29 protein-coding genes are annotated in these 25,171 nt (G+C 61.2%); 24 read left to right on the top strand and 5 right to left on the bottom strand.

Features of this window, described 5'->3' with window-relative positions; all coding sequences use genetic code 11:
* Window positions 1–38 precede the first annotated feature (38 nt).
* Window positions 39–701, bottom strand: a complete 663-nt coding sequence (locus ABEA12_RS14080) for a GntR family transcriptional regulator (RefSeq protein ID WP_210099833.1) — start codon at window positions 699–701, stop codon at window positions 39–41.
* Between the two features lie 167 nt (window positions 702–868).
* Here ABEA12_RS14080 and ABEA12_RS14075 point away from each other — a divergent pair, with 167 nt between their 5' ends.
* The 7 genes from ABEA12_RS14075 to ABEA12_RS14045 are packed head-to-tail and all read left to right on the top strand — an operon-like array spanning window position 869 to window position 7,150.
* Window positions 869–1,915 (top strand): Rieske 2Fe-2S domain-containing protein, encoded by a 1,047-nt coding sequence (locus tag ABEA12_RS14075; protein ID WP_210099834.1) that lies wholly within the window; start codon window positions 869–871, stop codon window positions 1,913–1,915.
* A gap of 6 nt (window positions 1,916–1,921) precedes the next feature.
* Window positions 1,922–2,371: a hypothetical protein gene (locus ABEA12_RS14070; protein WP_210099835.1), complete on the top strand. Its 450-nt coding sequence runs from the start codon at window positions 1,922–1,924 to the stop codon at window positions 2,369–2,371.
* Window positions 2,368–3,405 (top strand): succinylglutamate desuccinylase/aspartoacylase domain-containing protein, encoded by a 1,038-nt coding sequence (locus tag ABEA12_RS14065; protein ID WP_345468686.1) that lies wholly within the window; start codon window positions 2,368–2,370, stop codon window positions 3,403–3,405. Before ABEA12_RS14070 ends, ABEA12_RS14065 begins: the two co-directional genes overlap by 4 nt.
* Window positions 3,406–3,460: 55 nt before the next feature.
* Complete coding sequence (locus ABEA12_RS14060; RefSeq protein ID WP_210099836.1) at window positions 3,461–4,393, top strand: ABC transporter substrate-binding protein; 933 nt, start codon at window positions 3,461–3,463, stop codon at window positions 4,391–4,393.
* Between the two features lie 16 nt (window positions 4,394–4,409).
* Window positions 4,410–5,345, top strand: coding sequence for an amino acid ABC transporter permease (locus ABEA12_RS14055; RefSeq protein WP_210099837.1), 936 nt, complete (start codon window positions 4,410–4,412; stop codon window positions 5,343–5,345).
* Window positions 5,342–6,139 carry an amino acid ABC transporter ATP-binding protein gene (locus ABEA12_RS14050; RefSeq protein WP_345468683.1) on the top strand — a complete coding sequence of 266 codons (798 nt, stop codon included), beginning with the start codon at window positions 5,342–5,344 and terminating at the stop codon, window positions 6,137–6,139. Before ABEA12_RS14055 ends, ABEA12_RS14050 begins: the two co-directional genes overlap by 4 nt.
* Before the next feature lie 39 nt (window positions 6,140–6,178).
* Entirely contained in the window at window positions 6,179–7,150 is a 972-nt protein-coding gene (locus ABEA12_RS14045) for a PDR/VanB family oxidoreductase (protein WP_210099838.1), read from the top strand.
* 29 nt (window positions 7,151–7,179) lie between these two features.
* On the opposite strand, the gene ABEA12_RS14040 is transcribed toward ABEA12_RS14045, so the two are convergent.
* Both ABEA12_RS14040 and ABEA12_RS14035 read right to left on the bottom strand, forming a co-directional pair.
* A complete protein-coding gene (locus ABEA12_RS14040; RefSeq protein WP_210099839.1) occupies window positions 7,180–9,153 on the bottom strand; it encodes an acyl-CoA dehydrogenase family protein in 1,974 nt (657 codons plus the stop codon).
* Window positions 9,154–9,308: 155 nt separating this feature from the next.
* Window positions 9,309–9,980 carry a helix-turn-helix transcriptional regulator gene (locus ABEA12_RS14035; RefSeq protein WP_210099840.1) on the bottom strand — a complete coding sequence of 224 codons (672 nt, stop codon included), beginning with the start codon at window positions 9,978–9,980 and terminating at the stop codon, window positions 9,309–9,311.
* Between the two features lie 96 nt (window positions 9,981–10,076).
* Between ABEA12_RS14035 and ABEA12_RS14030 the strand changes: the two genes are divergently transcribed.
* The 5 genes from ABEA12_RS14030 to ABEA12_RS14010 all read left to right on the top strand — a co-directional run bounded on the left by ABEA12_RS14030 (window position 10,077) and on the right by ABEA12_RS14010 (window position 12,378).
* Entirely contained in the window at window positions 10,077–10,484 is a 408-nt protein-coding gene (locus tag ABEA12_RS14030) for a DoxX family membrane protein (RefSeq protein WP_210099841.1), read from the top strand.
* Between the two features lie 266 nt (window positions 10,485–10,750).
* Entirely contained in the window at window positions 10,751–11,035 is a 285-nt protein-coding gene (locus ABEA12_RS14025) for a cupin domain-containing protein (RefSeq protein ID WP_210099842.1), read from the top strand.
* A gap of 261 nt (window positions 11,036–11,296) precedes the next feature.
* Window positions 11,297–11,629, top strand: a complete 333-nt coding sequence (locus ABEA12_RS14020) for an MFS transporter (RefSeq protein WP_345468679.1) — start codon at window positions 11,297–11,299, stop codon at window positions 11,627–11,629.
* On the top strand, window positions 11,630–11,785 hold the full coding sequence (locus ABEA12_RS14015) for an MFS transporter (RefSeq protein WP_345468677.1): 156 nt from the start codon (window positions 11,630–11,632) through the stop codon (window positions 11,783–11,785).
* A 47-nt stretch (window positions 11,786–11,832) separates the two neighbouring features.
* Complete coding sequence (locus tag ABEA12_RS14010) at window positions 11,833–12,378, top strand: MFS transporter (protein WP_345468675.1); 546 nt, start codon at window positions 11,833–11,835, stop codon at window positions 12,376–12,378.
* Between the two features lie 684 nt (window positions 12,379–13,062).
* Here ABEA12_RS14010 and ABEA12_RS14005 read toward each other — a convergent pair.
* Together ABEA12_RS14005 and ABEA12_RS14000 are read right to left on the bottom strand one after the other, a co-directional pair.
* Window positions 13,063–14,472 carry an aspartate aminotransferase family protein gene (locus tag ABEA12_RS14005; RefSeq protein WP_210102448.1) on the bottom strand — a complete coding sequence of 470 codons (1,410 nt, stop codon included), beginning with the start codon at window positions 14,470–14,472 and terminating at the stop codon, window positions 13,063–13,065.
* Entirely contained in the window at window positions 14,469–14,906 is a 438-nt protein-coding gene (locus tag ABEA12_RS14000) for an Lrp/AsnC family transcriptional regulator (RefSeq protein ID WP_210102449.1), read from the bottom strand. Before ABEA12_RS14000 ends, ABEA12_RS14005 begins: the two co-directional genes overlap by 4 nt.
* A 319-nt stretch (window positions 14,907–15,225) precedes the next feature.
* On the opposite strand from ABEA12_RS14000, the gene ABEA12_RS13995 reads away from it, so the two are divergent.
* From ABEA12_RS13995 to ABEA12_RS13940, 12 genes are all read left to right on the top strand, one after another.
* Window positions 15,226–16,467, top strand: a complete 1,242-nt coding sequence (locus ABEA12_RS13995; RefSeq protein WP_210099843.1) for a polyamine ABC transporter substrate-binding protein — start codon at window positions 15,226–15,228, stop codon at window positions 16,465–16,467.
* Window positions 16,467–17,543, top strand: a complete 1,077-nt coding sequence (locus ABEA12_RS13990) for an ABC transporter substrate-binding protein (protein WP_210099844.1) — start codon at window positions 16,467–16,469, stop codon at window positions 17,541–17,543. Before ABEA12_RS13995 ends, ABEA12_RS13990 begins: the two co-directional genes overlap by 1 nt.
* A gap of 3 nt (window positions 17,544–17,546) precedes the next feature.
* On the top strand, window positions 17,547–18,701 hold the full coding sequence (locus tag ABEA12_RS13985) for an ABC transporter ATP-binding protein (protein ID WP_210099845.1): 1,155 nt from the start codon (window positions 17,547–17,549) through the stop codon (window positions 18,699–18,701).
* Window positions 18,698–19,639, top strand: coding sequence for an ABC transporter permease (locus tag ABEA12_RS13980; RefSeq protein ID WP_210099846.1), 942 nt, complete (start codon window positions 18,698–18,700; stop codon window positions 19,637–19,639). The genes ABEA12_RS13985 and ABEA12_RS13980 overlap by 4 nt, the downstream gene beginning before the upstream one ends.
* A 12-nt stretch (window positions 19,640–19,651) precedes the next feature.
* Window positions 19,652–20,449, top strand: coding sequence for an ABC transporter permease (locus ABEA12_RS13975; protein ID WP_210099847.1), 798 nt, complete (start codon window positions 19,652–19,654; stop codon window positions 20,447–20,449).
* A 681-nt stretch (window positions 20,450–21,130) separates the two neighbouring features.
* Window positions 21,131–21,367, top strand: a complete 237-nt coding sequence (rpmB, locus tag ABEA12_RS13970) for a 50S ribosomal protein L28 (protein WP_210099848.1) — start codon at window positions 21,131–21,133, stop codon at window positions 21,365–21,367.
* Window positions 21,367–21,534, top strand: a complete 168-nt coding sequence (gene rpmG / locus ABEA12_RS13965; RefSeq protein WP_007270730.1) for a 50S ribosomal protein L33 — start codon at window positions 21,367–21,369, stop codon at window positions 21,532–21,534. The genes rpmB and rpmG overlap by 1 nt, the downstream gene beginning before the upstream one ends.
* A 2-nt stretch (window positions 21,535–21,536) precedes the next feature.
* The gene (gene rpsN, locus ABEA12_RS13960) at window positions 21,537–21,842 is read left to right on the top strand and encodes a 30S ribosomal protein S14 (RefSeq protein WP_210099849.1); all 306 of its coding nucleotides are present in this window, start codon (window positions 21,537–21,539) and stop codon (window positions 21,840–21,842) included.
* A 229-nt stretch (window positions 21,843–22,071) separates the two neighbouring features.
* Window positions 22,072–22,554, top strand: coding sequence for a hypothetical protein (locus tag ABEA12_RS13955; RefSeq protein ID WP_210099850.1), 483 nt, complete (start codon window positions 22,072–22,074; stop codon window positions 22,552–22,554).
* Between the two features lie 212 nt (window positions 22,555–22,766).
* Window positions 22,767–23,750: an SDR family NAD(P)-dependent oxidoreductase gene (locus ABEA12_RS13950; RefSeq protein ID WP_210099851.1), complete on the top strand. Its 984-nt coding sequence runs from the start codon at window positions 22,767–22,769 to the stop codon at window positions 23,748–23,750.
* 310 nt (window positions 23,751–24,060) lie between these two features.
* Window positions 24,061–24,345 (top strand): HU family DNA-binding protein, encoded by a 285-nt coding sequence (locus ABEA12_RS13945; RefSeq protein WP_345468669.1) that lies wholly within the window; start codon window positions 24,061–24,063, stop codon window positions 24,343–24,345.
* Between the two features lie 187 nt (window positions 24,346–24,532).
* Window positions 24,533–25,168, top strand: coding sequence for a hypothetical protein (locus ABEA12_RS13940; protein WP_210099853.1), 636 nt, complete (start codon window positions 24,533–24,535; stop codon window positions 25,166–25,168).
* The last annotated feature ends 3 nt before the right edge of the window (window positions 25,169–25,171 follow it).

Genomic DNA, 25,171 nt, shown 5'->3' with positions numbered 1-25,171 from the left:
CGCAAAGGGGCCCGCCGAGGTGGCCCGAGGCCCCGGGCTTAGCTGCGCGAGGGCAGGCTGTGTGTGTCGATGTCGCCGGGGTCGTGGCAGCGACCCAGCACCCGGGTGATCGTCTCGAGCTCACCGAGTGGCAAGGCCTGCAGGATTTCGCGGTGCTGGCTCGCGATGGAGGCTTGGTGCTCGGCTCCCAACGCGTAGGCGCGCGTGATCCGCCGCTGGATCGGATGTTCCCAGATGCTGTTCAGGGTCTCACGAAGGTACTGGTTGGGGCATGGCTCTATGAGCTTGAGGTGGAATGCCTTGCCCAGCCGGAATTGCTCTTCGGCGTCCGCGGCATCCAACGTCTCGAACTCGTCGATGAGAGCGCGCAGCTGGACCATTTGGGTCGGGGTGTGGCACCCCAGTGCTTGTTGGATCGCCAGCTGTTCCAAGGCATGTCTCACCTCGAAGACGTCATGTATGTCCTGGGAGGTGAGGTCGTTGACGACGTAGCCGCTGCCGGGCACGAGCGTGGCCAGCCCTTCCATGGCCACTTGGGCCAGTGCGTCCCGCACGGGAGTGCGTGAAACCCCGTATTGGGCGGCAACCTGTTCCTGGACCAGCGAGGTGCCTGGCTTCAGGGTGCCGTCGACGATCTCGGAAGCGATTTGTTCGTGGACCCGCACCGCCAGCGGCCGTGCGTCGTAGACTCCCGTAGCCATGTTTCCCCCTGAGTTCCAGATCCCGCCCGTGCCAGCAGTCTAGCCCGGGTCGGCACGGTGCCATCAAAGCCCGTGGCGTGAGTCACAAATAATCCTTGACGCTTTCGTATCCACTGTATACGGTGAATACAATCTAGAACCGGATACGGAACGACGAAGGAAGAAACATGTATGTCTTGAACACCTGGTACGTGGCGGCGTGGAGCAGCGAGGTCAACCGCAAGCCTGTCCGCCGGGTGATCTGCGAACAGCCCCTGGTGCTTTTCCGTACCCAGAACGGGACCGCCGTGGCACTTGCCGATCGCTGTGCGCACCGCGCCTTCCCGCTCTCGAAGGGGCGTACGCTCGGGGATTCCATCGAATGCGGTTACCACGGCTTTGCCTATGGTGAAGATGGCATGTGCACCCGGGTGCCGGCGCAAAGCACCATTCCCGAACGTGCCAAGGTACGCAAATACCCGCTGGTGGAAAAGGACGGCTGGATCTGGGCCTGGATGGGCGACCCGGAGATGGCCAACCCCGCGGACGTACCGGACACCCACTGGATGAATGACCCCGAGTGGGCCACCGTGACCCACTCAGTCCCCTTCGCCTGCCGCGCCGAGTTGATCCATGACAACCTCCTGGATTTGACCCACGAATCGTTCCTGCACCAAACCACCGTGGGAGATGACTACATCTACGAACACGGCATCACCGTGGAAGTCGAGGGATCGGTGGTCAGCGTCGATAGGTTGATGCCCTCGGTCGAAGCCCCGCCACTCTATGCCGACACCATGGACGCCCGCGGCCTTTTTGACCGATTCCACTGCACCGAGTTCTTTGTCCCGAACCTGCACGTGCTGCACTCCGGGATCACCGGTGAGGGCAAGCCCCGTGCCGAGGGCTACCTGATCAAGGTTCTCAACGGCATCACCCCCATCGACGCCCACAATTCTTGGTACTACTACGCCTTCAGCCGCAACTTCGCAGTCGATGACGCCCAAGCCACCGAGGACCTGCGGGTCGGACTGGAAACGGTCCTTCGCGAGGACGCCGATGCCTTGGACGCCCAGGAAATCGGAATGCAGTCCAGGCCCGCCGGTGAACACGACGTACTGATCGCCCAGGACGGCGGCGTGGCCAAGGCCCGGCGGATCCTGGCCACGATGATCAAGCGTGAACAGGCGGCCGCAGCCTCCGCTTCTCAACCGGTCACCAGCGGGAAGGCGTAGGGCGCCATGTGGCTATTGGTACGTGCTGACTCGCTGGACGAGTACTGGGACCACTCCGGGGGACTGCGCACCTTGGCGGCCTGCCCGGACACCGACGAGCGCGGGGACCCGTGGCGATGGACCGCGCGGTTATCCGAGAACCCGTCGGGTTCCGAGGTGCTCATCGAGGCGGATCCCGAGTACATCGGGGTTGAAACCACGGTGTATACCGATAGCCACACGGGAATCATCGAACGCGCCTCGGGGCACCAGATGGTGTTGACGGCACTCAACGGCCAGATGCTTGTGGCTGCCGCCGATGGACCTTGGGAACGTTGGCTGCACCCGGGGGACGTCTTCATCGTCGAGGGCGAGGATGACGAGAGGCTGCGGATTTCGCTGGCGGGAGCCGACGCCCGGGCCTCGGTCACCATGCTGGCACCACGGAGGGCAGCCGCACTGAGGTGGGTTCCGTGAGCGCCTCCACGAAGCATGATCCGCGCCCGGGCATGTTCAGCGGCATCGACTTCTCCGCCACCGGAAAACAGCTGGGCTACGGGCACGTGGTGCACTCGGACAACGTGCACGACGGGTCGATCATCCCGATGCCCGTCTCGGTCATCTCCTCCGGGCCGGGACCGGTCGTCCTGGTAGTCGCGGGGACCCATGGCGACGAGTACGAGGGCCAGATCCTGGCCCACGAACTGATCCGCGCCCTGGAACCGGAGCAGCTTTCGGGCACGGTGATCATCGTCCCGGCGGCGAACACTGCAGCGGTGCGCGGGGCCGGGCGGGTATCACCGATCGATGCGGGAAACCTGAACCGCAGCTACCCGGGCAACGCCTCCGGCGGTGCCACCGAACAGGTCGCCGCGTTGATCTCGGGGCAGCTGTTGCCGCGCGCGGACTTTGTCATCGACCTGCACTCGGGCGGTTCGAACTCGACCTACCTGCCCTGCACCTTCATCTACCGTGGACCGGACCAGGAGCTGTGGGCGCGGAAGCTGCGGGCGGCGCGGACGCTGGGGCTTCCCTATGCCATGGTGGTCGCTCCGCTGCTGGAACCCGGTTCGCTCTCAAGCGCCGGTGACCGGGCCGGAATCACCACGATATCCACCGAGCTTCCGGGGGCCGGAACGGTGGACCGCTTCGCGCTGGAAACCCTTCGCCAGGGCATGCACCGGATGCTGGGCATGCTGGGGGTTCTGGCGGAAACCCCGCTGCCTTCGGCCGAATGCGCCGAACCGCAATGGCTGGAACTCATCCCCGATTCCCCGGTGACATCGCTGGTTGCCGGGCTTTTCGAACCGCTGGTCTCCCTGGGGGATGAGGTGCGTGCCGGGCAACCGGTGGCACGGGTGCACTTCATCGAGGAACTCGACAGAGAGCCACGCAGCTACACGGCCGGCATTGACGGGGTGGTCGCGATACTGCGCCGTCCCACCCTTGTCACCGCCGGTACCCATCTGGTGCACATCGCACCGTTTCTCGATATCACGACAGTTTCATGAGTTCCACTGCTCCCATACCAATCCCGCCCGGAAACCCACGAAGGAACGACTCGCCATGTTGAAGAAAAACGCTGCACTGCTGTTCGCGGGCGGCATGATCCTCGCCCTTTCCGCCACCGGCTGCACCAACGCCTCCGAGGCAGGAACCTCCCAAGGCCCGCAATCCGGAGGTGGGAACGCCGGGGCATCGGCAGCACTGGGCGTTAACGAGGAGGCCCGCGCCTTACTTCCGGCCGACCTGCGCGACAAGGGGTCGCTGAGCATTGCCTCGGATCCGACATACCCGCCGTTCGAGTACTACGACACGGACAACAAGACCTTGATCGGATGGGACATCGACATGGGTGATGCCATCGGCGCCGTATTGGGCCTGGAAGTCAAGCATGTGCCGGCGACCTTCGACACCATCCTTCCCGGCCTGAAATCCGGAAAGTACGACTTGGGCATGTCCACTTTCAGCGTGACCGACGAACGCCGCCAGGCCGTTGACTTCGTCCCCTACCTCCAAGGCGGCAGCGGCCTGGCCGTGGCACCGGGAAACCCCGACGCACTGGGCGTGGATCCGGACGCCCTGTGCGGCAAGAAGATCGCAGCCCAAAAGGGGTCGACCCAGTCACAGGAAATCCTGCCGGCCTTCTCCAAGACCTGCACCGATGGCGGGAAGAAGGCCATTGACATGCAGCTCTTCCCCACGCAAAACGACGCCAACCTTGCCCTGACCTCCGGTCGTGTCCAAGGTGTCATGGCGGACTCGGTGTCCCTGGCCTACCAGGGCACACTGGCAGGCGGAAAGTTCGAACTCGCCGAGGGCCCCGACTACGAGCCCGTGCTGACAGCAACGGCGCTGGGCAAGGGCAGCGACTTGCTGCCAGCCATCCAGGCCGCGACCAAGGCAATTCTCGAATCCCCGGCGTACGGTGAAATGAACACCAAGTGGGAACTTCCCGAGAGCACCGTCATCACCCCCGCCGACGTCGTGCTGAAGTAGTGCGGGTGCTCTGGAAATGACCATCACTGCCAAACCCACAAACACGCATTTGCCTGCCGATGCCTACAGCATCGTCAAGGCAAGGCACCCATGGCGCTGGATTTCCGCCGCCGTCATTGTTCTCCTTGGCCTGCTGCTACTGCGCTCGGTGGTCTCAAACCCGAATTTCGGGTGGGGGACCGTCGGGATGTACATCCGCGACGCATCCATTGTGCGAGGCATAGGAATCACCCTGGAATTGACCGCCATCTGCATGCTGATCGGCATCGTGCTGGGAGTGGTTCTGGCCGTGATGCGGATTTCGGCCAACCCGGTGGTGCGCACCGCCTCGTTTGCCTACGTGAGCTTCTTCCGCGGCACCCCGGTGTTGGTCCAGCTGCTGTTTTGGTACAACCTTGCCGCGCTCTACCCCTCCATTACCTTCGGGATACCCGGGGTGGACTTGGACGCGAACGAAATCATCACACCGATGCTCGCCGCCATCCTGGGCCTGGGCTTGAACCAGGCGGCCTACATGTCAGAGATCGTGAGGGCCGGCATCCTCTCCGTGGAACATGGGCAGTCCGAGGCCGCCGGGGCATTGGGCATCAACCGCCTGCAGACCATGCGGCGGATCATCCTGCCGCAGGCCATGCGCGTGATCATTCCGCCCACGGGCAACGAGACCATCGGGATGCTCAAGACCACGGCATTGGTCTCGGTCATCTCGGTGCCCGAGCTGCTGTACTCGGCACAGGTCATCTATGCCAGGAGCTTTGAAACGATCCCGCTGCTGATGGTCGCCAGCATCTGGTACATCGTCGTCACCTCCGTCCTGAGCGTCGGGCAGTACTATCTCGAGCGCCACTACGCCAAGGGCGGGCAACGGAGCCTGCCGCTGACACCGTGGCAACAACTCAGGCGCTTCGTGCGGGTCCATGACCCATTGACCACCAAGGGAGCCAAAAAATGAGTGCGCCAACCATGGGCACCACGGCCACCAACCTTGACACGATGATCAAGGCCGATTCGATCCGCAAGAGCTACGGACGTCTTGAGGTCCTCAAGGGGATTGACCTGCACGTCACCAGCGGGGAAGTGGTGTGCTTGATCGGCCCATCGGGATCGGGCAAGTCGACGCTGCTGCGCTGCATCAACCACCTGGAAACCATTGACGCCGGGCGGATGTGGGTCGACGGATCAGTGATGGGCTATGACCTCAAGGGCAGCAAGCTGCACGAGCAGTCGCACGCCCGCATCTGCAGAAGCCGCGTCGAAATCGGCATGGTGTTCCAGCATTTCAACCTCTTTCCGCACATGAACGTGCTGGAAAACCTGATCGAGGCCCCACGTCTGGTATTGCGGGAAAAACGTTCAACGGCCACCGCGCGTGCACTGGCGCTGCTGGAATCGGTGGGGTTGGCCGACAAGGCCAAGGCCTATCCGCGCCAGCTCTCGGGCGGCCAGCAGCAACGCGTCGCGATCGCCCGGGCACTATGCATGAAACCCAAGGTGATGCTCTTTGACGAGCCGACCAGTGCACTTGACCCCGAACTGGTCGGTGAGGTCCTGAAAGTCATGAAGGACCTTGCCGCCACCGGCATGACCATGATCGTGGTGACCCACGAAATGAACTTCGCCCGGGATGTCGCTGACCGCGTGGTCTTCATGGACGACGGCCACGTCGTGGAGCAAGGACCAGCCGCCGAAGTCATTGGCAAGCCGCAGCACGAACGCACCCGGGCCTTCCTGGCTTCCGTGCTCTAACAACACCGACCTACGCATCCCGGAAAGGGGAACGCAACAATGTCGACACTGGATTTCTTTGAAACGGAAGTTCGTTGCCTCACCAGCGAGGCGGACGGCGTGCTGTCCATGGAACTGCGACATCCATTGGGCCACGAATTGCCCGGATGGGGCGCGGGCTCACACCTCGACGTGATGCTGCCCAACGGACAGGTGCGGCAGTATTCACTGTGTTCGGACCCCGGCAAACGCGAGTCCTGGCGCCTGGCGGTCCTGCGTGAGCGTGCCGGACGCGGTGGTTCGGCCTATGTGCACGATGAATTGCGGCCGGGAACCAAGATCCAGGTGCGCGGCCCCAAGAACAACTTCGCCATGGCGCCGGCACGGGAATACATTTTCCTTGCCGGGGGGATCGGGATCACCCCGATCCTGCCGATGGTGAGGGCGGCAGAAGCGGCCGGAGTTCCGTGGCGGCTGATCTACTTGGGTCGCAGCCGCAAGAACATGGCCTTCCTCTCCGAGCTCTCCGTCCATGGGGATCGCGTGCTGATCCACCCCGATGACGAGCTGGGGATCTACCCGCTGGCCGATTTGCTGGTTGATCCGACCGGTGGATTTGACTTGTATGCCTGCGGCCCCGGGCCCCTGCTCAACGTGATCGAAACCATCGCGGAATCTTGGCAGGATCCTTCCCGGCTGCACTTGGAGCGCTTTGCCGTCGACCCCGAGCTGGCCGGTGCCGCCGTGGCCCCGCACCAGGGCGACCACGAATTCACGGTGGAAGGGACCGACGGCACCGAGGTCCTGGTTCCGGTGGGCGTCAGCATCCTTCAGGCTTTGGAGGAATCTGGCAGGAACCCGCTTAATTCCTGCCGGGAGGGAATCTGCGGCACGTGTGAGACGGCGGTGGTTTCCGGGGATATCGAACACCGCGATTCATTGCTTTCCCAGGATGAACGCGACGCGGGGGACACTATGATGATCTGCGTGTCCCGGTGCAAGGGAAAGCGCTTGGTGCTCGAACTGGATTGAGTTTCCGTACTACCCGGCGGGCCGACGTGCTAGGAACCATATGGGTGGCGCTTGTCCTCCAAGGTTTCGCTGGACCACGGGGCGATCCATTCCCCGGTGCCTTCGGAGTTGTCGATGATCCCTGCTTCGAGCCATTGAAAGTCCCCGGCCAGCACCTTCTTGGACAGTTTTCTGTCGGTCTTGTCGCTATTGGCCCACAGGTCCTTGAAGAGCGTCTCGCAACGGTGCTCGGACTGCTCGCAGAACGCCAAAGCTAGCAGTTCGGCCGATGCCGCGTTTTTGGGGTCCTGGGTTCGCATGAGCTCGACGCGGGAAATGCAGGCGGCCATGGCGAAAAGCTCCGCGCCGACGTCCACTACGCGTCCGAGGAACGCCTGGTGGTTTTCCATCCCTGCCTGCCAGGTGGCCATGCCTGCGAAGGTGTGCCGGGCTAGACGCCGCGAAGCCCGTTCGATGAACCGCAGGTATTTGGCCAGGTGGCCGTGGTCCGAGTAGGAATTGGGCAGCAGGCCGGAGCCAAGTGCCAACGTGGGCAACCATTTGGCGTAGAAGCCCGAGGCCCCCAGCGCGGCCTTGGCCTTTGCCTGTAGGTCAGCATCCTTGTTGGCCAGGTCCCCGGCTGCTTTCAGGTGCGCGTCGACTGCTTCACGGGCAATGAGCAGGTGCATGATTTCGGTTGAACCCTCGAAAATGCGATTGATTCGCAAGTCCCTGACGAGTTGTTCCACGGGTACCGCGCGCTCCCCGCGGGCGTGCAGGGATTGTGCGGTTTCGTATCCTCGACCTCCCCGGATCTGCAGCAATTCATCGGCGATCTTGCAGGAGACCTCGGAGGAGAAGAGCTTGGCCAGGGCCGCTTCGATGCGCACGTCCTTCATTCCGGCATCGGCCAGGGCCGCGGAGAGTTCGAAGACGGACTCCAAGGCGAAGGTGCTTGCGGCGATGTAGGCGATCTTCTTGCCGACGGCCTCATGTTTTCCAACAGGCTTGCCCCATTGGACCCGTGCGTTGGACCATTCCCGCGCGATCTTCAACGACCATTTTCCGGCACCCGCACACATCGCGGGAATGGACAGTCGTCCGGTGTTCAGTGTGCTCAGGGCGATCTTGAGTCCCGCGCCTTCCTTGCCCAACCGGTTTTCGATGGGAACGCTCACGTCATGGAAACGGGTGACGCCGTTTTCGATGCCACGCAAACCCATGAATGCGTTGCGGTTTTCCACGATGATTCCGGGTGAGTCCGCTTCCACGACGAACGCGCTGATCCCACCACGCGTTTTGGTGCCGTCACCCGATTCGTGTGGCGGCACGGCAGCCATGACCACCAGGAGCTCGGCCACCACCCCGTTCGTCGTCCAGAGCTTGGCTCCGTTGATTGTGTAGCTCTTCCCGTCATCCGAGAGCGTTGCGGTGGTTCCCAAGCGGGCGGGATCCGAGCCCACATCGTTTTCGGTGAGCAAGAACGCGGAGATGGCACCTTGGGCGCAGCGCGGAAGAAACTTGCGTTTCTGTTCCTCGGTGCCGAACATCTTCACCGGTTCCGGAACGCCGATGGATTGGTGGGCCGAGAGCAGTGCCCCGAGACTCGGGTTCAGCGTCCCCACGAGCATCAGTGCTCGACCGTAGTCCGCGAGGCTAAGGCCGAGCCCGCCGTATTCCACCGGGATCTTCATGCCAAAGGCGCCTAGCTCGCGCAGGATCTTGATGTCTGCGTCGGGAATCCTGGCCTCGCGCTCGATGACGGCGGGATCGATGCTCTTGATGGCTTCACGCAGCTTCTGCATGAACTTGGCCCCGCGTGCCGCCGTTTCGTGGTCCTGCTGCGGATGGGGGTGGATCAGTTCCCAGTCGAAGTCGCCCATGTACAGCCCCTTGGCGAAGCTGGGTCGCTCCCATTTCTGCTCTCGGGCCGCCTCCGCCACCTGGCGTGCTGCCTTCTCGTCGATGGGGTTGTTCACGGGCTTTTCATCAAGGCTCACGACTGTTCCTCTGTTCAGAGTCATGGGCCTGCCATGGGGACTCGCGGGCCCTGAGCTTATTGAAGCCAGCCTAGTCGCGGGGACCGGTTGCCGATAGGGGGCAGGGCTGCGTGGACCTTGTCCTGCACGATCTGCCGCACGGCACTTTCGATACGTACCTGCTGAGGCTCGTTGCGTGGCTAGTCGTCCTCGGGGTCAAGGCGCACGCAGCAGTGGTGTTCGTTTGACGGTGGATCAAAGCATGCGCGGTATGGCGCTTGGGCGCCATCAACCGCAGCCGTGAGCAACTCAAGGTTCATGGAACACACGATGGCCCGATGGTTGGCGGAAAGCTGGTGGAACGGACAATCAAGAAGTCCCACGGAACCGTCCTGGTGAACTTCCGGACGATATCCGTGGTCGGACAACGCCTGCAACAGCGATTCTGAGCGCACGCCAATTGACTGTCCTGTTTCGCGCGCGACTTCCGCCAACACCGTTGCGACAGGCCGGTCCTGGGCACCCGCTATTTCGATGGCCTCGGCCATGATGCTGCCTGCCAACGCATATTCCCGGTGGGGAATGCTTGCGGATACGTCTCGTTGCGCTGTCGAATAGAGTTTTGCCGGACGGCCGGAACCTGGTCCGCCGCGTCCGTTGAGTCGACGGAACTCCACGTGGAGCAGGCCCTGGTCTGCGAGTTTGTCGAGCTGGAAAGCCACGGTGTTGCGCGCTAGCTTGAGCGCCGAAGCACACTCGTCGCGTCCCACGGCGTCTTCGCTGGTCCGGACGAATTCGTACACGGCCTTGCGGATTGGATCCGCCAAGGCCGCCACTGCGTTGAGTCCCGGGTACTCGGCATCTAACTTCATGGGTCAAGTCTAAATCTAAAGTTAGTAACTGTTGACTTAGAGGCAAATAAGTTTCTAAAATGAAATACCACAACTTTAGAAAGAAGGGTCAGGATCATGGCCACCCACACCGTGAACACCGCGACTGATCGAAGCGCCAAGCTTCATCACCAGGCGTTCCTGCTTCTGCGTACGATCTTCACTGTCGCACCCATCATTTTTGGGATCGACAAGTTCACCAATCTGCTCACCGACTGGACCCACTACCTGGCCCCGCTGGCCACGGACATTATCCCGGTTTCCCCGCAGGCCTTCATGTATGTGGTCGGCATCGTCGAGATCATCGCCGGCATCCTTGTGGCGCTTCGCCCCAAGATCGGTTCTCTGGTCGTTTGTCTCTGGCTGCTCGGGATCATCGTCAATCTGATCCTGCTTCCGGGGTTCTTTGACGTCGCCCTCCGCGACTTCGGTCTGTTTGTTGCCGCGTTTGCCCTGAACCGGCTGGCGCTGGCGCGTGATGTGTAGGCGCCCTCGATAGCGGCGAGCACCCTGAGGTACCGGCACGGTGGCTGGCTCATGGAGACGAAGGAAAATTCGTCCACCGGGCCAGCCACGTCCTTGTTTCCTGACGGCGAGGGTATTTCCCGGCGTTCGTGTTCAGACCTGCCGGAGCCACCCATTGCACAGGACGGGACCGGATGGAAGGATTGGCCGGAGCGCCCGAGCTCCAATCCTCCGGGCGTTGTGCCAAGTCAGACCACCGCCACAGCCCCGAAGAGGTAGAGCCCCTTATGTCGCGACCCGAAGCCCTCGCCACCATCCAAATCGACAACGAGCGGCTGCGCGTCACCGAGTGGCGCTTCGCTCCGGGGACGGAAACCGGCTGGCATGTCCACCCGAGCGACTACGTCGTGGTGCCCATGACCACCGGTGCGCTGGTTCTTGAAACCTGCGAGGGATCCATTACGAATGAGCTCACAGCAGGCGTCTCATACACACGCCCTGCAGGAAGTGAACACAACGTGTTCAATGATGCGCAGACCGAATTCGTTTTCGTCGAGATCGAGCTCAAATAGGGCGAGCTGCATGCCGGCTGGGTAGTGCACGCAAGTCATTGTTTCCATGGGTCTGCGGTGCCACGATTGAAGAAGGCTCCGCGAACCGGACAGATGCCCGATTGAGGCGCAGAATGGAAATACGCGATCCGTGCTGATACATGGCTTTCCGTAGTCCTGCATCGGGAGAGTGACTGGTCCGTTCCCGCAGCTGGTGGGAGGGGGCCCGGGAATACGGTCCCTGGCGACTCACGGTTCGAGCAATGAACGGGATGCCATCCAATGACGACTACAAAAGTGCAAGCGGAACGAACCGACGCACAGAAGCAACATCGCAATATCCTACTGGTCTTTGCCGGTCTGGTGATGACGATGCTCCTTGGCTCGTTGGACCAAACGATTTTTTCCACCGCGCTTCCCACGATCGTCGGCGAGCTCCACGGCGTCGACCTGATGCTGTGGGTCATCACCATCTACATTCTTGCCTCCACCATCACGCTGCCCATCTACGGCAAGATGGGCGCCCTTCTCGGACGCAAGGGCATCTTCATGGGTGCCATCACCTTGTTCATCATCGGCTCGATCGTTGGGGGCTTTGCCCAGGACATGACGTAGTTGATCATTGGGCGCGGCGTCCAGGGCCTTGGCGGAGGGGGCCTGATGGTGCTTTCCCAGGCGATTATCGCCGATGTTGTTCCGGCGCGGGAGCGCGGAAAGTACATGGGCATCATGGGAGGGGTCTTTGCCTTGTCCTCCTTGGCCGGTCCCTAGCTGGGGGTTGGTTCACCGAGGAGATGACGTGGCGATAGTGCCTCTGGATGAACATCCCGCTGGGGGTTATGGCCCTGGCCGCGGCGTTCTTCTTTCTCCACTTGCCCGAGACCGACACCGCGCACCGACCGCGAATCGATGTGGCGGGAATGCTGCTCCTGGCCCTGGCTTCGACCGCCTTGGTACTGACCACGACGTGGGGAGGAAGCACGGATGCATGGGATTCGGCCATCGTCCTTTCGCTGATTGCCATCACGCTGGTTGCCGCCGTGCTGTTCGTGGTGGTCGAAAACCGGGCCGAGGCACCGATCATGTCGATGAAACTGTTCCGCGAGCCCAACTTCGTCAAGACCACCGTGGCCGGCCTGGTGATCGGCGTGGCCATGTTCGGGGCGTTGGCCTACTTGCCGACGTTCCTACAAATGGTCACCGGAGCCAACGCCACCCAATCGGGCCTTCTGATGATCCCGATGATGGGCGGGCTGTTGGTCACCTCCATCGGCTCGGGAGCCTTTGTCAGCAAGACCGGACGCTACAAGTGGTTCCCCGTGGTCGGGACCTTCGTGGTGGCCGGTGCGCTGGCATTGCTCTGAACAATGAATGCGGACCTGCCTGTATGGATCATCCGTAGCTACCTGGCGCTGCTGGGTATCGGGCTCGGGCTGGGAATGCAGATCCTGGTGCTGATCGTGCAAAACACGTTCCCCAATTCGCAGGTGGGAATGGCAACCGCGGCGAACAACTACTTCCGCCAGATCGGAGCATCGATCGGTACGGCCGTGGTGGGCAGCCTCTTCGTCACGAACCTGGGAAACCTGTTGGCGCAACGGTTGCCGACCGCCGGCGCCGGAGCGCCCGGTGGCGCCAACTCCTTCACCCCGGACCTGGCGCGCGAACTGCCTAATGCGGTACGCCACATCATCGTCGGAGCCTACAGCGACGCGTTGACCCCGGTGTTCCTCTATATGGTCCCGATTGTCATTGCCGCCGCGATCGTGCTGGTGTTCCTGACCGAAAAGCCTTTGGCCACCTCCATCGAGCACGACGGACGACAAGGCCAGGAGCCGAAATCAAGCTCCGGGACGGATATCGAGGAAACACAATCCGTGGTGGCGGCTGCTTCGGGAGCACGGCGCGGTGCTGGCGGCGCCTCGGATGAGGGCCGCGGCCCAACAACCGATGAGCATGCGCCCCCGACGCCCCGCACCCAGGCACCGCGCGGAGCCGTCGGAAGGAAAACCAACACCGGCTCCATGACGCACATGCGGTGTCCGCTTCTAGAGGTGGTTCTCCGCCTCGGTCAACACCGAACGCAGGATGGATTCGATTTGATCGAACTCCGGCGGGCCCACCGTCAAGGGAGGGGCCAGCTGGATCACGGGGTCCCCGCAGTCATCCGCGCGGCAGTACAACCCCGCGTCGTAGAGGGCGGTGGACAGGAAGCCGCGCAGCAGCCGCTCGGATTCCTCGTCGTTGAAGGTTTCCTTGGTCTTCTTGTCCTTGACCAGTTCGATGCCGTAGAAGTATCCGGCGCCGCGAACATCGCCCACGATCGGCAGGTCCTTGAGCTTCTCCAAGGTGGATTTGAACACCGGGGCGTTGTCCTTCACCCGCTGGTTCAGCCCTTCGCGCTCGAAGATGTCAAGATTGGCCATGGCCACCGCGGTGGACACCGGGTGCCCGCCAAAGGTGTAACCGTGGTAAAACGTGGTGTCCCCGTGCTTGAATGGCTCGAACAGCTTTTCCGAGGCGATCATGGCCCCCAACGGCGAGTAGCCGCTGGTGATGCCCTTGGCGCAGGTGATGATGTCGGGCACGTAGCCAAAGTCTTCGCAGGCGAACATCGACCCAATGCGCCCAAAGGCGCAGATGACTTCATCGGATACGAGCAACACGTCGTTCTCGTCGCAGATCTCCCGTACCCGCTGGAAGTAGCCCGGCGGCGGAGGGAAACAGCCGCCGGAGTTCTGCACGGGTTCCAGGAAGACTGCGGCAACCGAATCGGCGCCCTCGAACTCGATGGTCTCCCGGATGCGCTCCGCAGCCCAGAAGCCAAAGTCCTTCTCGTTGTCGGCGAACTGTTCCGGGGCGCGATAGAAGTTGGTGTTCGGCACCCGGAAGGTGCCGGGGACCAAGGGCTCGAAGGGGGTTTTCATGTCCGGCAGGGAGGTGATGGCCAACGCGCCCTGCGGGGTGCCGTGGTACGCCAACGCTCGGGAGATCACCTTGTGCTTGCCGTGCTTTCCCATGAGCTTGAAGTACTGCTTGGCGAGTTTGAAGGCCGACTCGACGGCTTCACCTCCGCCGGTGGTGAAGAAAACACGGTTCAGGTCACCCGGCGCGTGGTTGGCGAGGCGTTCGGCCAGGTCTATGGCGGGTTCGTGGGCGTAAGACCACAGTGGCATGAAGGCGAGCTTCTCGGCTTGCTTGGCCGCAGCCTCGGCTAGTTCTGCCCTGCCGTGACCGGCGTTGACCACGAAGAGGCCGGCCAGACCGTCGATGTAGCTCTTGCCCTGGTCATCCCAGAGAGTGTGGCCTTGACCCCGGGTGATGATCGGAACCCGGGTTCCGCCCTGCAGGGGGGAGTGGCGTGCCATGTGCATCCACAAATGGTCCCGGGCCGCTGTCTGGCGGTCGGTGCCAAGTGGTGTGGTGCCGGTGCTGGTCGTCGTGCTGGAAATGCTCATCGGGTACCCCAGTTGTATTCCTGTTTGCGCAGCGAGAGGTACATGAACGTTTCGGTTTCACGTACCCCTTCCACGGATCGAATTTCTGTGATGATACGAAGCAGATCTTCGTCATTGGCACAGATGACTTCCGCAATGATGTCCGAAGGGCCCGCCACCACCACGCAGTAATCGACCTCCGGCAGGGCAGCGATCCTGTCGGCGGTGGCGATGATGTCTCCGGTGGAGCGGATGCCCAGCAAGGCCTGGCGTTTGAAGCCAAGCTGCATGGGATCGGTGACGGCGACAACCTGCATGACCTTGCTGTCGATTAGTTTTTGTACCCGTTGCCGCACGGCCGCCTCGCTGAGACCCACTGCCTTGCCGATCGCGGCGTAGGAACGTCGCCCGTCCTGCTGCAGTTGTTCAATGATCGCCTTGGACGTGTCATCCATGCTCAGTGCGTGGGTTGCGCCGTTGGGTGCGGATTGGGTCACTGCCTATCGACCTCCTGATCGAATATTTGGGAGGCCAAGGTTGCTTGCGTGACTCCCGGTCGCTGGTTGGGAACGAGCATAGCCCGAAGGAATCAGTTGTGGAAGAGGGCATTCTCGACGGATTTCCATAGTTCGCGAAATGCATGTTGGTGAAAACTATTGTCACCCTAGTGAATTCCTGACATGATCCAATGTCAACAAGAGAGCGTGATGTGGGTCACGTTCATGTAGGTCGCGTCGGGGGTAGACGCACCGCCAGGTGAAGGGGAAACAGGGAATGTCGAATCATAACAAACGCGAGCTGCCCAGGGATCCGGGCGTACGCGCCTTGATCGCCCAAACACAGCGCATGCAGCTCTCTCGCCGCAAGTTGATGGCCGGGGCAGGGGGACTTGGCCTCGCCGCATTTCTTGCTGCCTGCGGAACAGGTGGCACCGGTGGAGCCAACAAGTCCAGTGACGCAGCCCCCACAGTGAAAGACGTTTCCGAAAGCGATAAGAACGTCATGTGGGCCAACTGGACGCTGTATCTTGACTACGACGACAAGTCCAAGGTCTACCCTTCCCTCGCGGAGTTCACGAAACGTAGCGGTGTCAAGACGCACTACGCCGAGGACATCGACGGCAATGATTCCTATTACGGCAAGGTCCAAGCACAACTGGCTGCAGGCCAGGACATCGGCCAGGACATCATGACGCTCACCGATTGGATGGCCTCGCGCGTCATTCGCCAAGGCTTCACACAAGAACTGAACCACGCAAACATCCCGAACATCGACAAGTTGTTGCCCTCCCTGCAAAACGTCGACTTCGATCCTGGCCGGAAGAACTCCCTGACCTGGCAAAGCGGTTACGCGGGCATTGCCTACAACAAGGCGAAATATCCCAAGGGATTGCGCACCGTCTCGGACCTGTGGAACCCGGATCTCAAGGGCCGGATCACCGTGCTCGACGAAATGCGCGACACCATGGGCTTGTTGTTGCTCGACAACGGGGTGGACATCGATGGACAGTGGTCCGACACCGAGTTCGCCGCAGCCACCGATGTGCTCTCCAAGCAGATCTCCAATGGCCAGATCCGCCAGGTCAAGGGCAACTCCTACAAGGAGGATTTCATTTCCGGGGATGCCATCGCCGGGATCGTGTGGAGTGGCGATATCACGCAGATGAACTTCGAAAATGACGACCAATGGGAGTTCGTCATCCCGGAAGCGGGATGCACTCTCTGGAGTGACAACCTGATGGTCCCGGTTGCCTCCACGCGCAAGAGCAACGCGGAAAAACTCATGGATTTCTATTACGAACCGGAGATCGCTGCACAGGTCGCTGCCTACGTAAACTTCATTTCCCCGGTTCAGGGCGCCAAGGAAGCGATGGAAAAAATCGATCCGGCCCTGATGGACAATCCGTTGATTTTCCCCTCCGATGAGGACCTTGCCAAGGCCTATGCCTTCAGGTCGCTCAGCGCCGAGGAAGAAACCAATTTCAATAGCCAGTTCCAAACCGCGATCGGAGCGTAATGACTCGCCTTGACTGCCAATTCTCGTCCCGTCAGCGGCTGGCCAGGGGAATCGCCCAAGCACGTATCACTCGCAGGGGAGTACTCGCCGGAGCCGGTGGCCTGGCACTGGCAGTGGTGCCGGCGGCGTGTGGAACCGAGGGAGGCAAGAGTGCTGCCGGGCTCAGTGCTGCCGCTGATCTGTCCTGCGAACCGAAGATCGTGAGCTGGGCCAATTGGACACTGTACCGCGACTACGACGACCAGACGAAGAAATGCCCGACCCTCCAACGGGTCGTCAATGAAAGCGGCATCACCACCGAGTACCCCGAAGTCATCGACACCTACTACGGCAAGAACCAGGCACAGCTGGCCGTCGGCAAGGTCATTGGCCAGGACATCAGCACCCCGAGTGACTGGATGTCAGAGTGGTTGATACGCCAGGGGTACGTCCAGGTACTCGACCACGCGAATGTCCCGAACCTTTTGCCCGAGCTGCGCGATGTTCGATTCGATCCTGGAAGCTCCAAGTTCCTGGCCGGGCAATCGGGGTTCACCGGGATCGCCTGGAACAAGGAAGCACTTTCTGAGGACCTGAAGAACGTGTCGGACCTATGGGGCCCCGCGCTGGAGGGCCGGGTGGCGGTGCTCGACGAAACGCGCGACACCACGGCGATGATGCTGCCGGATGAGGGCATCGACATCCAGGGCAACTGGGGCGAGGCCGAATATGGGAACTTGCTGGAGGTCCTGGAGCAAAACATCAAGATCGGGCAGATCCGCCAGGTCAAGGGCAACTCGTACAAGCAGGGTTTCATCTCCGGGAATGCGATTGCAGGACTGGTCTACACCGGCGACATCGCCCAGCTGAACTTCGAAGAGGGCGATAAATGGGATTTCGTGATGTCCGAGGCCAAGGGGCCGGTCTGGAGTGATAACTTCATGGTCCCGATCGGTGCAACGCAGAAGACCAATGCGGACAATCCACTGATCTTCCCGACCGAGGAATTCCTTGCTCGTTCCTCCATCGAACGCGTGATGGGTGTGGAGGAAGAAACCCAATTCCAAGACATGTTCCAGCAAGTGATTGGGGCCTAGGCAATGACCACCACAACCATCCAACAGGGCAAGGAAACCTCCCTCGTCACCTCGGGGGCCGACCTGCACCTGAGCAACGTCACCAAGAGGTTTGCTGAATTCACTGCTGTCGACGATCTGACCCTCACCGTGCCCAGCGGAACTTTCTTCGCCCTGCTCGGGCCCTCCGGCTGCGGCAAGACCACCACTCTGCGCATGGTTGCCGGTCTTGAACAGCCCACCAGCGGCGCCATCAGCATTGGCGGCAAGGACGTCACCAAGCTGCCTTCGTTCCAACGTGAAGTCAACACCGTGTTCCAGTCCTATGCCTTGTTCCCGCACATGAGCGTGCTGGACAATGTGGCCTTCGGGCTCAAGCGCAAGAAGGTGAGGGACGCACTGGCCCGGGCCAAGGAGGCCTTGGAGATGGTGGAACTTGGACATCTCGCCTCGCGCAAGCCGTCCCAGCTCTCCGGGGGACAGCAGCAACGCGTGGCGCTGGCCCGGGCCTTGGTCAACCGCCCGGCAGTGCTGCTGCTCGATGAACCGCTTGGCGCCTTGGACATGAAGCTGCGCCGGCAGATACAGGTGGAGCTCAAGTCCATCCAGACCGATGTCGGGCTGACCTTCATTCACGTGACCCACGACCAGGAAGAAGCCATGACCATGGCAGACACCGTCGCGGTGATGAGCAAGGGCAGGATCGAGCAAATGGGTGCTCCACGCGATCTGTACGAACTTCCCAAAACGATCTTTGTCGCCAACTTCCTGGGTAAATCCAACTTGATGTACGGCTCGGTCTCGGAGGATCTGGGGGACGCGGTCACCGTTGATGTGGCCGGACACCGCCTTCTCATGCCCAAGGACAGGTCCGTGGCACACAAAGGTGCGGCCGTGGTGGGGGTTCGTCCGGAAAAAATGCGGGTGTTGGAGCTGTCCGACGAATACTCCCCCAGCGCCAACATGTTAACCGGTACCGTCTTGGACGCCTCGTTCACCGGGGTCAGCACCGAATACCTGGTCGAGGTGCCGGGAATCGGGACCATCAGCACTTTTTCGCAGAACCTTGGCCAGTCCCCGGCCCAACGCGGAAACACCGTGCGCATGATCTGGGAGCCGGAATTCTCCTTCGGTCTTGACGGTACGGAAGAAGCGGCCGAAGAGCAGGAAGGGGCATGACCTCCACCGTCGGGAGCTTCCGGAAGAAGCCCAACGCATCCCCGGACCTGCGCAGCGAGGAGGAGCTGGCCGCGGAACGCCGCAAGGGCAGGGTTGGGCTATACCTGATCATCCCAGGCATTGCAGTCCTCGCTCTGTTCTTCGCCGCCCCGGTCCTGATGCTGCTGGGCATGTCTCTGTATGCCAAACCGCCGGGCGCGGAAATCGGCGAGTTCGTTCCCGCCCTGGAATTTGGCAACTACGTTACGGTCATCAGCGCTTACTGGGAGGTTTTCCTGCGGTCCTTCTGGTTCGCGTTGATCGCCACGGTCGCGGCTCTGCTCATCGGCTATCCCATGGCCTACCTGGTTGCCGTCCGGTTGCGCGGGCGCCAGCTCTTGCAGGGGATCTTGCTCGTGCTGCTGATTGCCCCGTTCTTCTCAAGCTTCATCCTGCGCACCCAGGCCTGGAAACAGATCCTTTCCGATGAGGGCCCTGTGGTCACGGTTCTGCGTGCCATTGCGATCCTTCCTGCCGATGGCCACTTGACTGCCACTGCCTTTGCCGTGGTCTGTGGCCTGACCTATAACTTCTTGCCGTTCATGATGCTGCCCATCTACGCCAACCTCGATCGGTTGGATACCAACCTGTTGGAGGCCGCGGGGGACCTGTATGCCTCCCCGATCACCACCTTCTTCAAGGTGACCCTGCCGATGTCGATGCCTGGCGTCTTTGCCGGAACCCTGCTCACGTTCATTCCGGCGGCGGGCGACTACGTTAACGCCGCCCTGCTGGGCAATAACAGGGATACCGCCATGATCGGCCAGATCATCGATTCCCGCTTCTTCAAGGTGGTCGACTATCCCGGAGCCTCGGCACTGAGCTTCATCCTGATGATCCTGATCCTCGCGCTGGTCATGATCTATATCAAGCGTTTTGGTACCAAGGAACTGATCTAGGGAAGGCTTGGAATGCGACAAAAATTTGGGCGCTGGTTCATTCCGGTCGCCGGAGGCCTGGCCTTCATCTATCTCTTGGTACCGATTGCTTACATCTTCGTTTTTTCCTTCAACAACGCTGGGCGCACCAACCTTGAATGGCGTGGATTCACACTAGACAACTGGAAAAACCCGTGTGGCGCCCCAAATGTGTGCGAGTCGTTGGTCAACTCGCTTCAAATCGGCGTCGTTGCCACGATATTCGCAACGGTGCTTGGCACCTGTGTGGCATTGGGATTGGTGAGGTACAAGTTCAAGTTCCGCAATACCGCGGACCTTCTGATCATCCTGCCCCTTGCTACCCCGGAGGTCGTGCTTGGCGCCTCGCTGCTGGCACAGTTCCTGAACCTAGGGTGGGAACTTGGCTTTAGCACCATCGTGATTTCCCACATGATCTTCTGTATGTCTTTCGTGGTGGTTACCGTTAGGGCGCGCGTCTCCTCGCTCGATTCTAGGTTGGAAGAGGCCGCATCGGATCTGTATGCCAGCCCCTTCGTGACGTTCTGGAAAGTCACTTTTCCACTCTTGCTACCCGGGATCGTGGCGGCTGCCCTGCTGTCGTTCGCCATGAGCTTCGATGACTTCATCATCACGAACTTCAACTCCGGGAACTTCTCAACCTTCCCTAAATTCATCTACGTCTCCGCAACCCGCGGCATACCTGCCCAGGCCAACGTGATTGGCTCGGCGATGTTCATCCTTGCGCTTGCCGTCGCGGTCACCTGGCAGATCATTGCCTACCGTCGGCGAAAGACACTCGCGTCGCGTTAGTGCGGCGCGCGAACGCTACGCTTTCAGGCAACACCGCCTGAAAGTGCACGGCCGCTGATGTGGTTGAGGCCAGCAATGGCTATGCGCCGCTGGGAGCCATGAGTGAACCGGAGCGGCTGGGTCCATTACTGAAAGGACCGCACCGTTTAGCCGCAACTTGTCACCGAGAGTCTTGGAACAGGTCGTCTTGATGCGGAGGTTGATCTTGCGCGCGCCGGATGGGCGTCATGCCCAGTGAACTCGCACTCATCGGGCAATAATTCAGGGACAGATTGGATGCTTCAATAAACGCGGGTGATCGCGGACCTCGCGGATGTGAGGTAGATCGCCTGGCAGGAGGCGCAAAGGACGGTTATCGATTTGGTGGCCGATGTGTTAATCGCCTAGAATGGTTAGGCGTTAAGTCGTACATACCCATTTGGGTTTGTGCGGTAACCCGTAATACCGAATATCGTGGTCAACCGAGTAGGGAAAAATACTCACTGACCACGAGGTTCACCGTCTTTCACGCTAATAAAGGCGCTTCGGTTGGTTCTCACCCAGCCTGGTTACCTTCAAGGTGTGCAGTAATAACGGTGTCACAACTGGTGGCGGGACTCTTATACGCAGATTCAGAGGCAGCAGTTTCCGCTGTATCAGCCAACGAGTACCGCCAATATTTACTACAACTGAGGAGTGATCATGGCAGCTGTATGCCAGGTGACAGGTGCAGTTCCGGGCTTCGGACACAGCATCTCCCACTCGCACCGTCGCAACAAGCGTCGGTTCGACCCGAATATCCAAAAGAAGCGCTACTGGGTTCCGACCCTGCGTCGCAACGTCACGTTGACCCTGTCAACCAAGGGCATCAAGCTCATTGACGTTCGCGGCATCGATGCCGTTGTAGCCGGCCTGCTTGCGAAGGGTGTGAAGCTCTAGTGGCTAAGGATAAGGACGTACGTCCGATCATCAAGCTCAAGTCGACCGCCGGTACCGGGTTCACCTACGTGACCCGCAAGAACCGTCGTAACAACCCAGACCGCATGGTTCTGAAGAAGTACGACCCGGTAGTCCGCAAGCACGTCGAATTCCGAGAGGAGCGCTAAAGATGGCCAAGAAGTCCATGATTGCTAAGAACGAGCAGCGCAAGGTCATCGTTGAGCGTTACGCCGCAAAGCGTGCCGAGCTGAAGAAGACCCTCGTTGACCCGAAGGCAACCGACGAGGCACGCGAAGAGGCTCGTCTGGGCCTGCAGAAGCTGCCCCGCAATGCTTCGCCGGTACGTGTACGTAACCGCGATTCCATTGACGGCCGCCCCCGCGGCACCCTCCAGAAGTTCGGTATCTCCCGTGTTCGCTTCCGCGACATGGCACACCGTGGCGAGCTTCCGGGCATCACCAAGTCTTCCTGGTAAATTCCAGAAGCTGTCGAAGGCCCCAACCGATCCGGTTGGGGCCTTCGGCCATTTAACGATGGTTTAGGCTCGTTGGTTGAACGCTTTCGGTGCGACGTTGCGGCTCTCCCGGGCGCGGCGACCGGTAGGGGGAGCCGAGGACGGATCAGCCCGCGCCAAACCGCCGTTTCCACCACGGGGAGCGGTCCGGCACAGGCTCTGTTGTCGCGGCGCCCGTGTCGGATATTCGTTGGAGGCGGCGCTGCACCCAGCACCCAAGCTCGGCTTCGATGCCACGCAACTTTGTGATCACCGGGTGACGGCCGTTGAGCTGTCGCCGGGCCTCGATGATTCAGGCATTGAAGTCCTCAATCAGGTCATGTTCCTGGGCGGTGGAACGCAGACCGTCCATGGTTGGCGCGAGTTCGGCCTCTTCCGTGCGCGGCATCAATGCCGGCTGACCCACGCCTATGATGTTCCCTGGTTGCATCATGCCCTCGACCCACCGGTCCGGGTCCGCTTCGGATCCCAACCCCGAGATGGGTTTGCCCGCGTCGGCGAGATTCTCGAAGTCTTCCCGGGCAAAGGCAGCAGCCACGGCGCTATTGGCCACTTCGAAGGCCTCGTGATGGGCATGTATGTGCGGTGTGGCGGGAGGCTCATCGCTGTCGTCAATGAATTTCGGACTCGTGGTCTGGAGATATTCGTCAACTGGGAGGTCTTCACGCGCTGAATCCCGCGCCAAGCGGCAGAGCGGCTTGCCACGAGGCATCCCGGTCTTTTTCTGCGTTGCGTCGTGGCATTTTGGCCCTGCCGCCTTTCGATCCGTCCTGTCACAGGCCTAAGGAGCCGGGCCCTGCAGCGGCAATGGCCACAGCATTTCCTTCACGCCCTGCGGTGCTTCTGGCGCAGGACAAAGGGGAGTTGCAGGTAGCTTTGACTGTCATGAGCACCAATGGATCAGGCAACGCAGAAGAAATCCCCGACGTCAGGACAGCGGCGGCAGGAGACAGCCCCGCAGCGGGAGACGCCTCGGGCAAGCGCGTGCTGGTGACCGGGGCGAACGCCGGGATCGGTTTCTGGACCAGCCTTCAGTTGGCCCAGCGCGGTGCGGAAATCATCATGGGCTGCCGCGATGCCGCGAAGGCTGGCGCCGCGATGGCGGCTATCAGGGCCAGGGTGCCCGAAGCACGGCTTCGAATCGTTTCCATGGATGTTTCCGATCTTGGATCCGTCGCTGAGGCGGTGAACGAGCTTGACGCGTTGAACCGCCTCGACGTGCTCATCGCCAACGCCGGCATGGTGCACACCCCACGAAGCCGGCAGCAGAGCGTGGACGGACTTGAGCTGGTGGCGGCCACGAACTACTTTGGACACTTCGCCCTTGTCGCCGGACTCCTGCCACTGCTGGACCGGACACCGGGGGCCCGGGTCCTCACCTTGGGTTCGCTGTCCACCCTTCTGGTTCGCCCGCACCTAGGGGATCCGCAATTACTGGAGCATTACACCTCTTGGCGGGCCTATGCCCGCTCGAAGATCATGGTTCAGTCCTTCGCTTTTGAGCTCGACCGGCGCTTGCAGCGAACCAGGAGCACGACTCGAGCCCTGTGTGCACACCCGGGCTACTCGATTTCGGGTCGCACGCCTGCGGTCTTTGGGGTCAACGAGCCAAACACGTTCAAACGGGTCGTCGACACGCTCCAGGCCCCGTTCACCCAAGGCAAGAACCAAGGGGCCTGGCCGGTGGTTCGGGCGGCACTGGACCCGGCGGCCTTCGCCACTGCCGGGCCGGTCTTTTACGGGCCACGTGCCTGGGTGAAGGGTGCCGCGACCAAGTTGGTTCCGGCAGCGATCACCACTGAAACCGATGCCGCCCGAACGATCTGGAAGGCGGCGGAATCGGCCACCGGGATCAGCCTGCTGAGCTAGGGAAGCATCGCGGGGAGCAGCGGTGACCACGGGCGCCGCATGCCTGGGAGGACCGTCGGGAACGATGAAAACCGTCCATGGACGGTCGACCGCCCAAGAGACGCCCGGCGTGCGATTGGTCTCTCTTTGGGCGTGAAATATACCGCTGAGCGCGAAAATCAGGGGAAACTTCAAAAATTTCCCGGGATTTCGGCCCATTTCGGGCGTTTCGCGCAGGAACATTTGGTAAGTTCTCACACAGAAGTCCCCGCGAACGCGAGGCGACCCGATCCGAAACCGGTCGGGAAGATGAAGTCCAGGAGGACATACTTTGGCTATGAACCGTAGTGAACTTGTTGCAGCTGTCGCAGAGAAGACTGGCAACTCCCAGGTAGCCGTCAACGGTGTTTTGGATGCAGTGTTCGACGTATTCGTTTCCCAGATCTCCCAGGGCGAAAAGGTCTCGATCCCGGGCTGGCTCGCAGTTGAGCGCACCGACCGTGCAGCTCGCACCGGCCGCAACCCGCAGACCGGCGAAGCCATCCAGATCCCGGCAGGCCACTCGGTCAAGCTGACCGCTGGTTCCAAGCTGAAGGCTGCCGTCACCGGCAAGTAGCCTGCACTGCAGAAAACTGCTTTCAAGCCGCCCGGTGCGCGGGTCCACGGACCCGCGCACCGGGCGGCTTTGGCGTTAACGCCAAGAGCCCCTCGCAAGATGGGTTCTACCGATCGTAGAATCACGTAGACTGGCTCGTTGAACCAGTCGGCGATATTTCGAAATTCTCCCAGTGGAGGAAAACAGCATGAAGGATCATGGCTTGCGCATTGTGCGCGGCTGGATAGGTGCATTGATCTGCACCGGCCTTGCTGCTGCCTCGCACGCGCTGGCAGACGGCCAGCTACCGCCGTTGCCGATTCTTGGTTTGCTGCTGTGCGTGAGCGCAGTGGTGTGCACGGCCCTGGCGGCGAACAAGATCTCGTGGTTGCGCACCGCCTTGGCCGTCGGGGTGAGCCAAGGAATCTACCATGGGGCATTCGCATTGTTCGGACGCAACCACCAAGCCTCCGCACTGGCCAGTGAAGGTGGCATCCATGCCGGACACGCGGCCCACGGCGTTTCGCTGGGCCTTGAGGTTCCGGTGACCGCGGTGGCAGCTGTCGACCTGCACAGCTCCGGACTGATGGCAACAGCGCACCTTGGTGCCGCCCTGCTGACTGTCATCGCCCTGCGCAAGGGTGAAATCTCCGTTCGGGCCATTGCCGATGCGATCTTCCTTTACCTTCCCCGGTCCATCCTCTTCATCTGCGGTTTCCAAGCTGCTTGGGGAAAACAGCCGCTGCTTGATATCGCTTACGAATCGTTGGTGCTTCGGGATGTCTTGCGTCCCGCGCTCCGCAGACGTGGTCCACCGGCAGGTCCCGCTTTCGCGATCCTGTAAAAG

The organism is Paeniglutamicibacter antarcticus (assembly GCF_039544305.1).
In the GTDB taxonomy this organism is placed as follows: domain Bacteria; phylum Actinomycetota; class Actinomycetes; order Actinomycetales; family Micrococcaceae; genus Paeniglutamicibacter; species Paeniglutamicibacter antarcticus_C.
The sequence above is the reverse complement of the archived record's forward strand: the minus strand, read 5'-3'. Positions and strand labels throughout refer to the sequence as shown.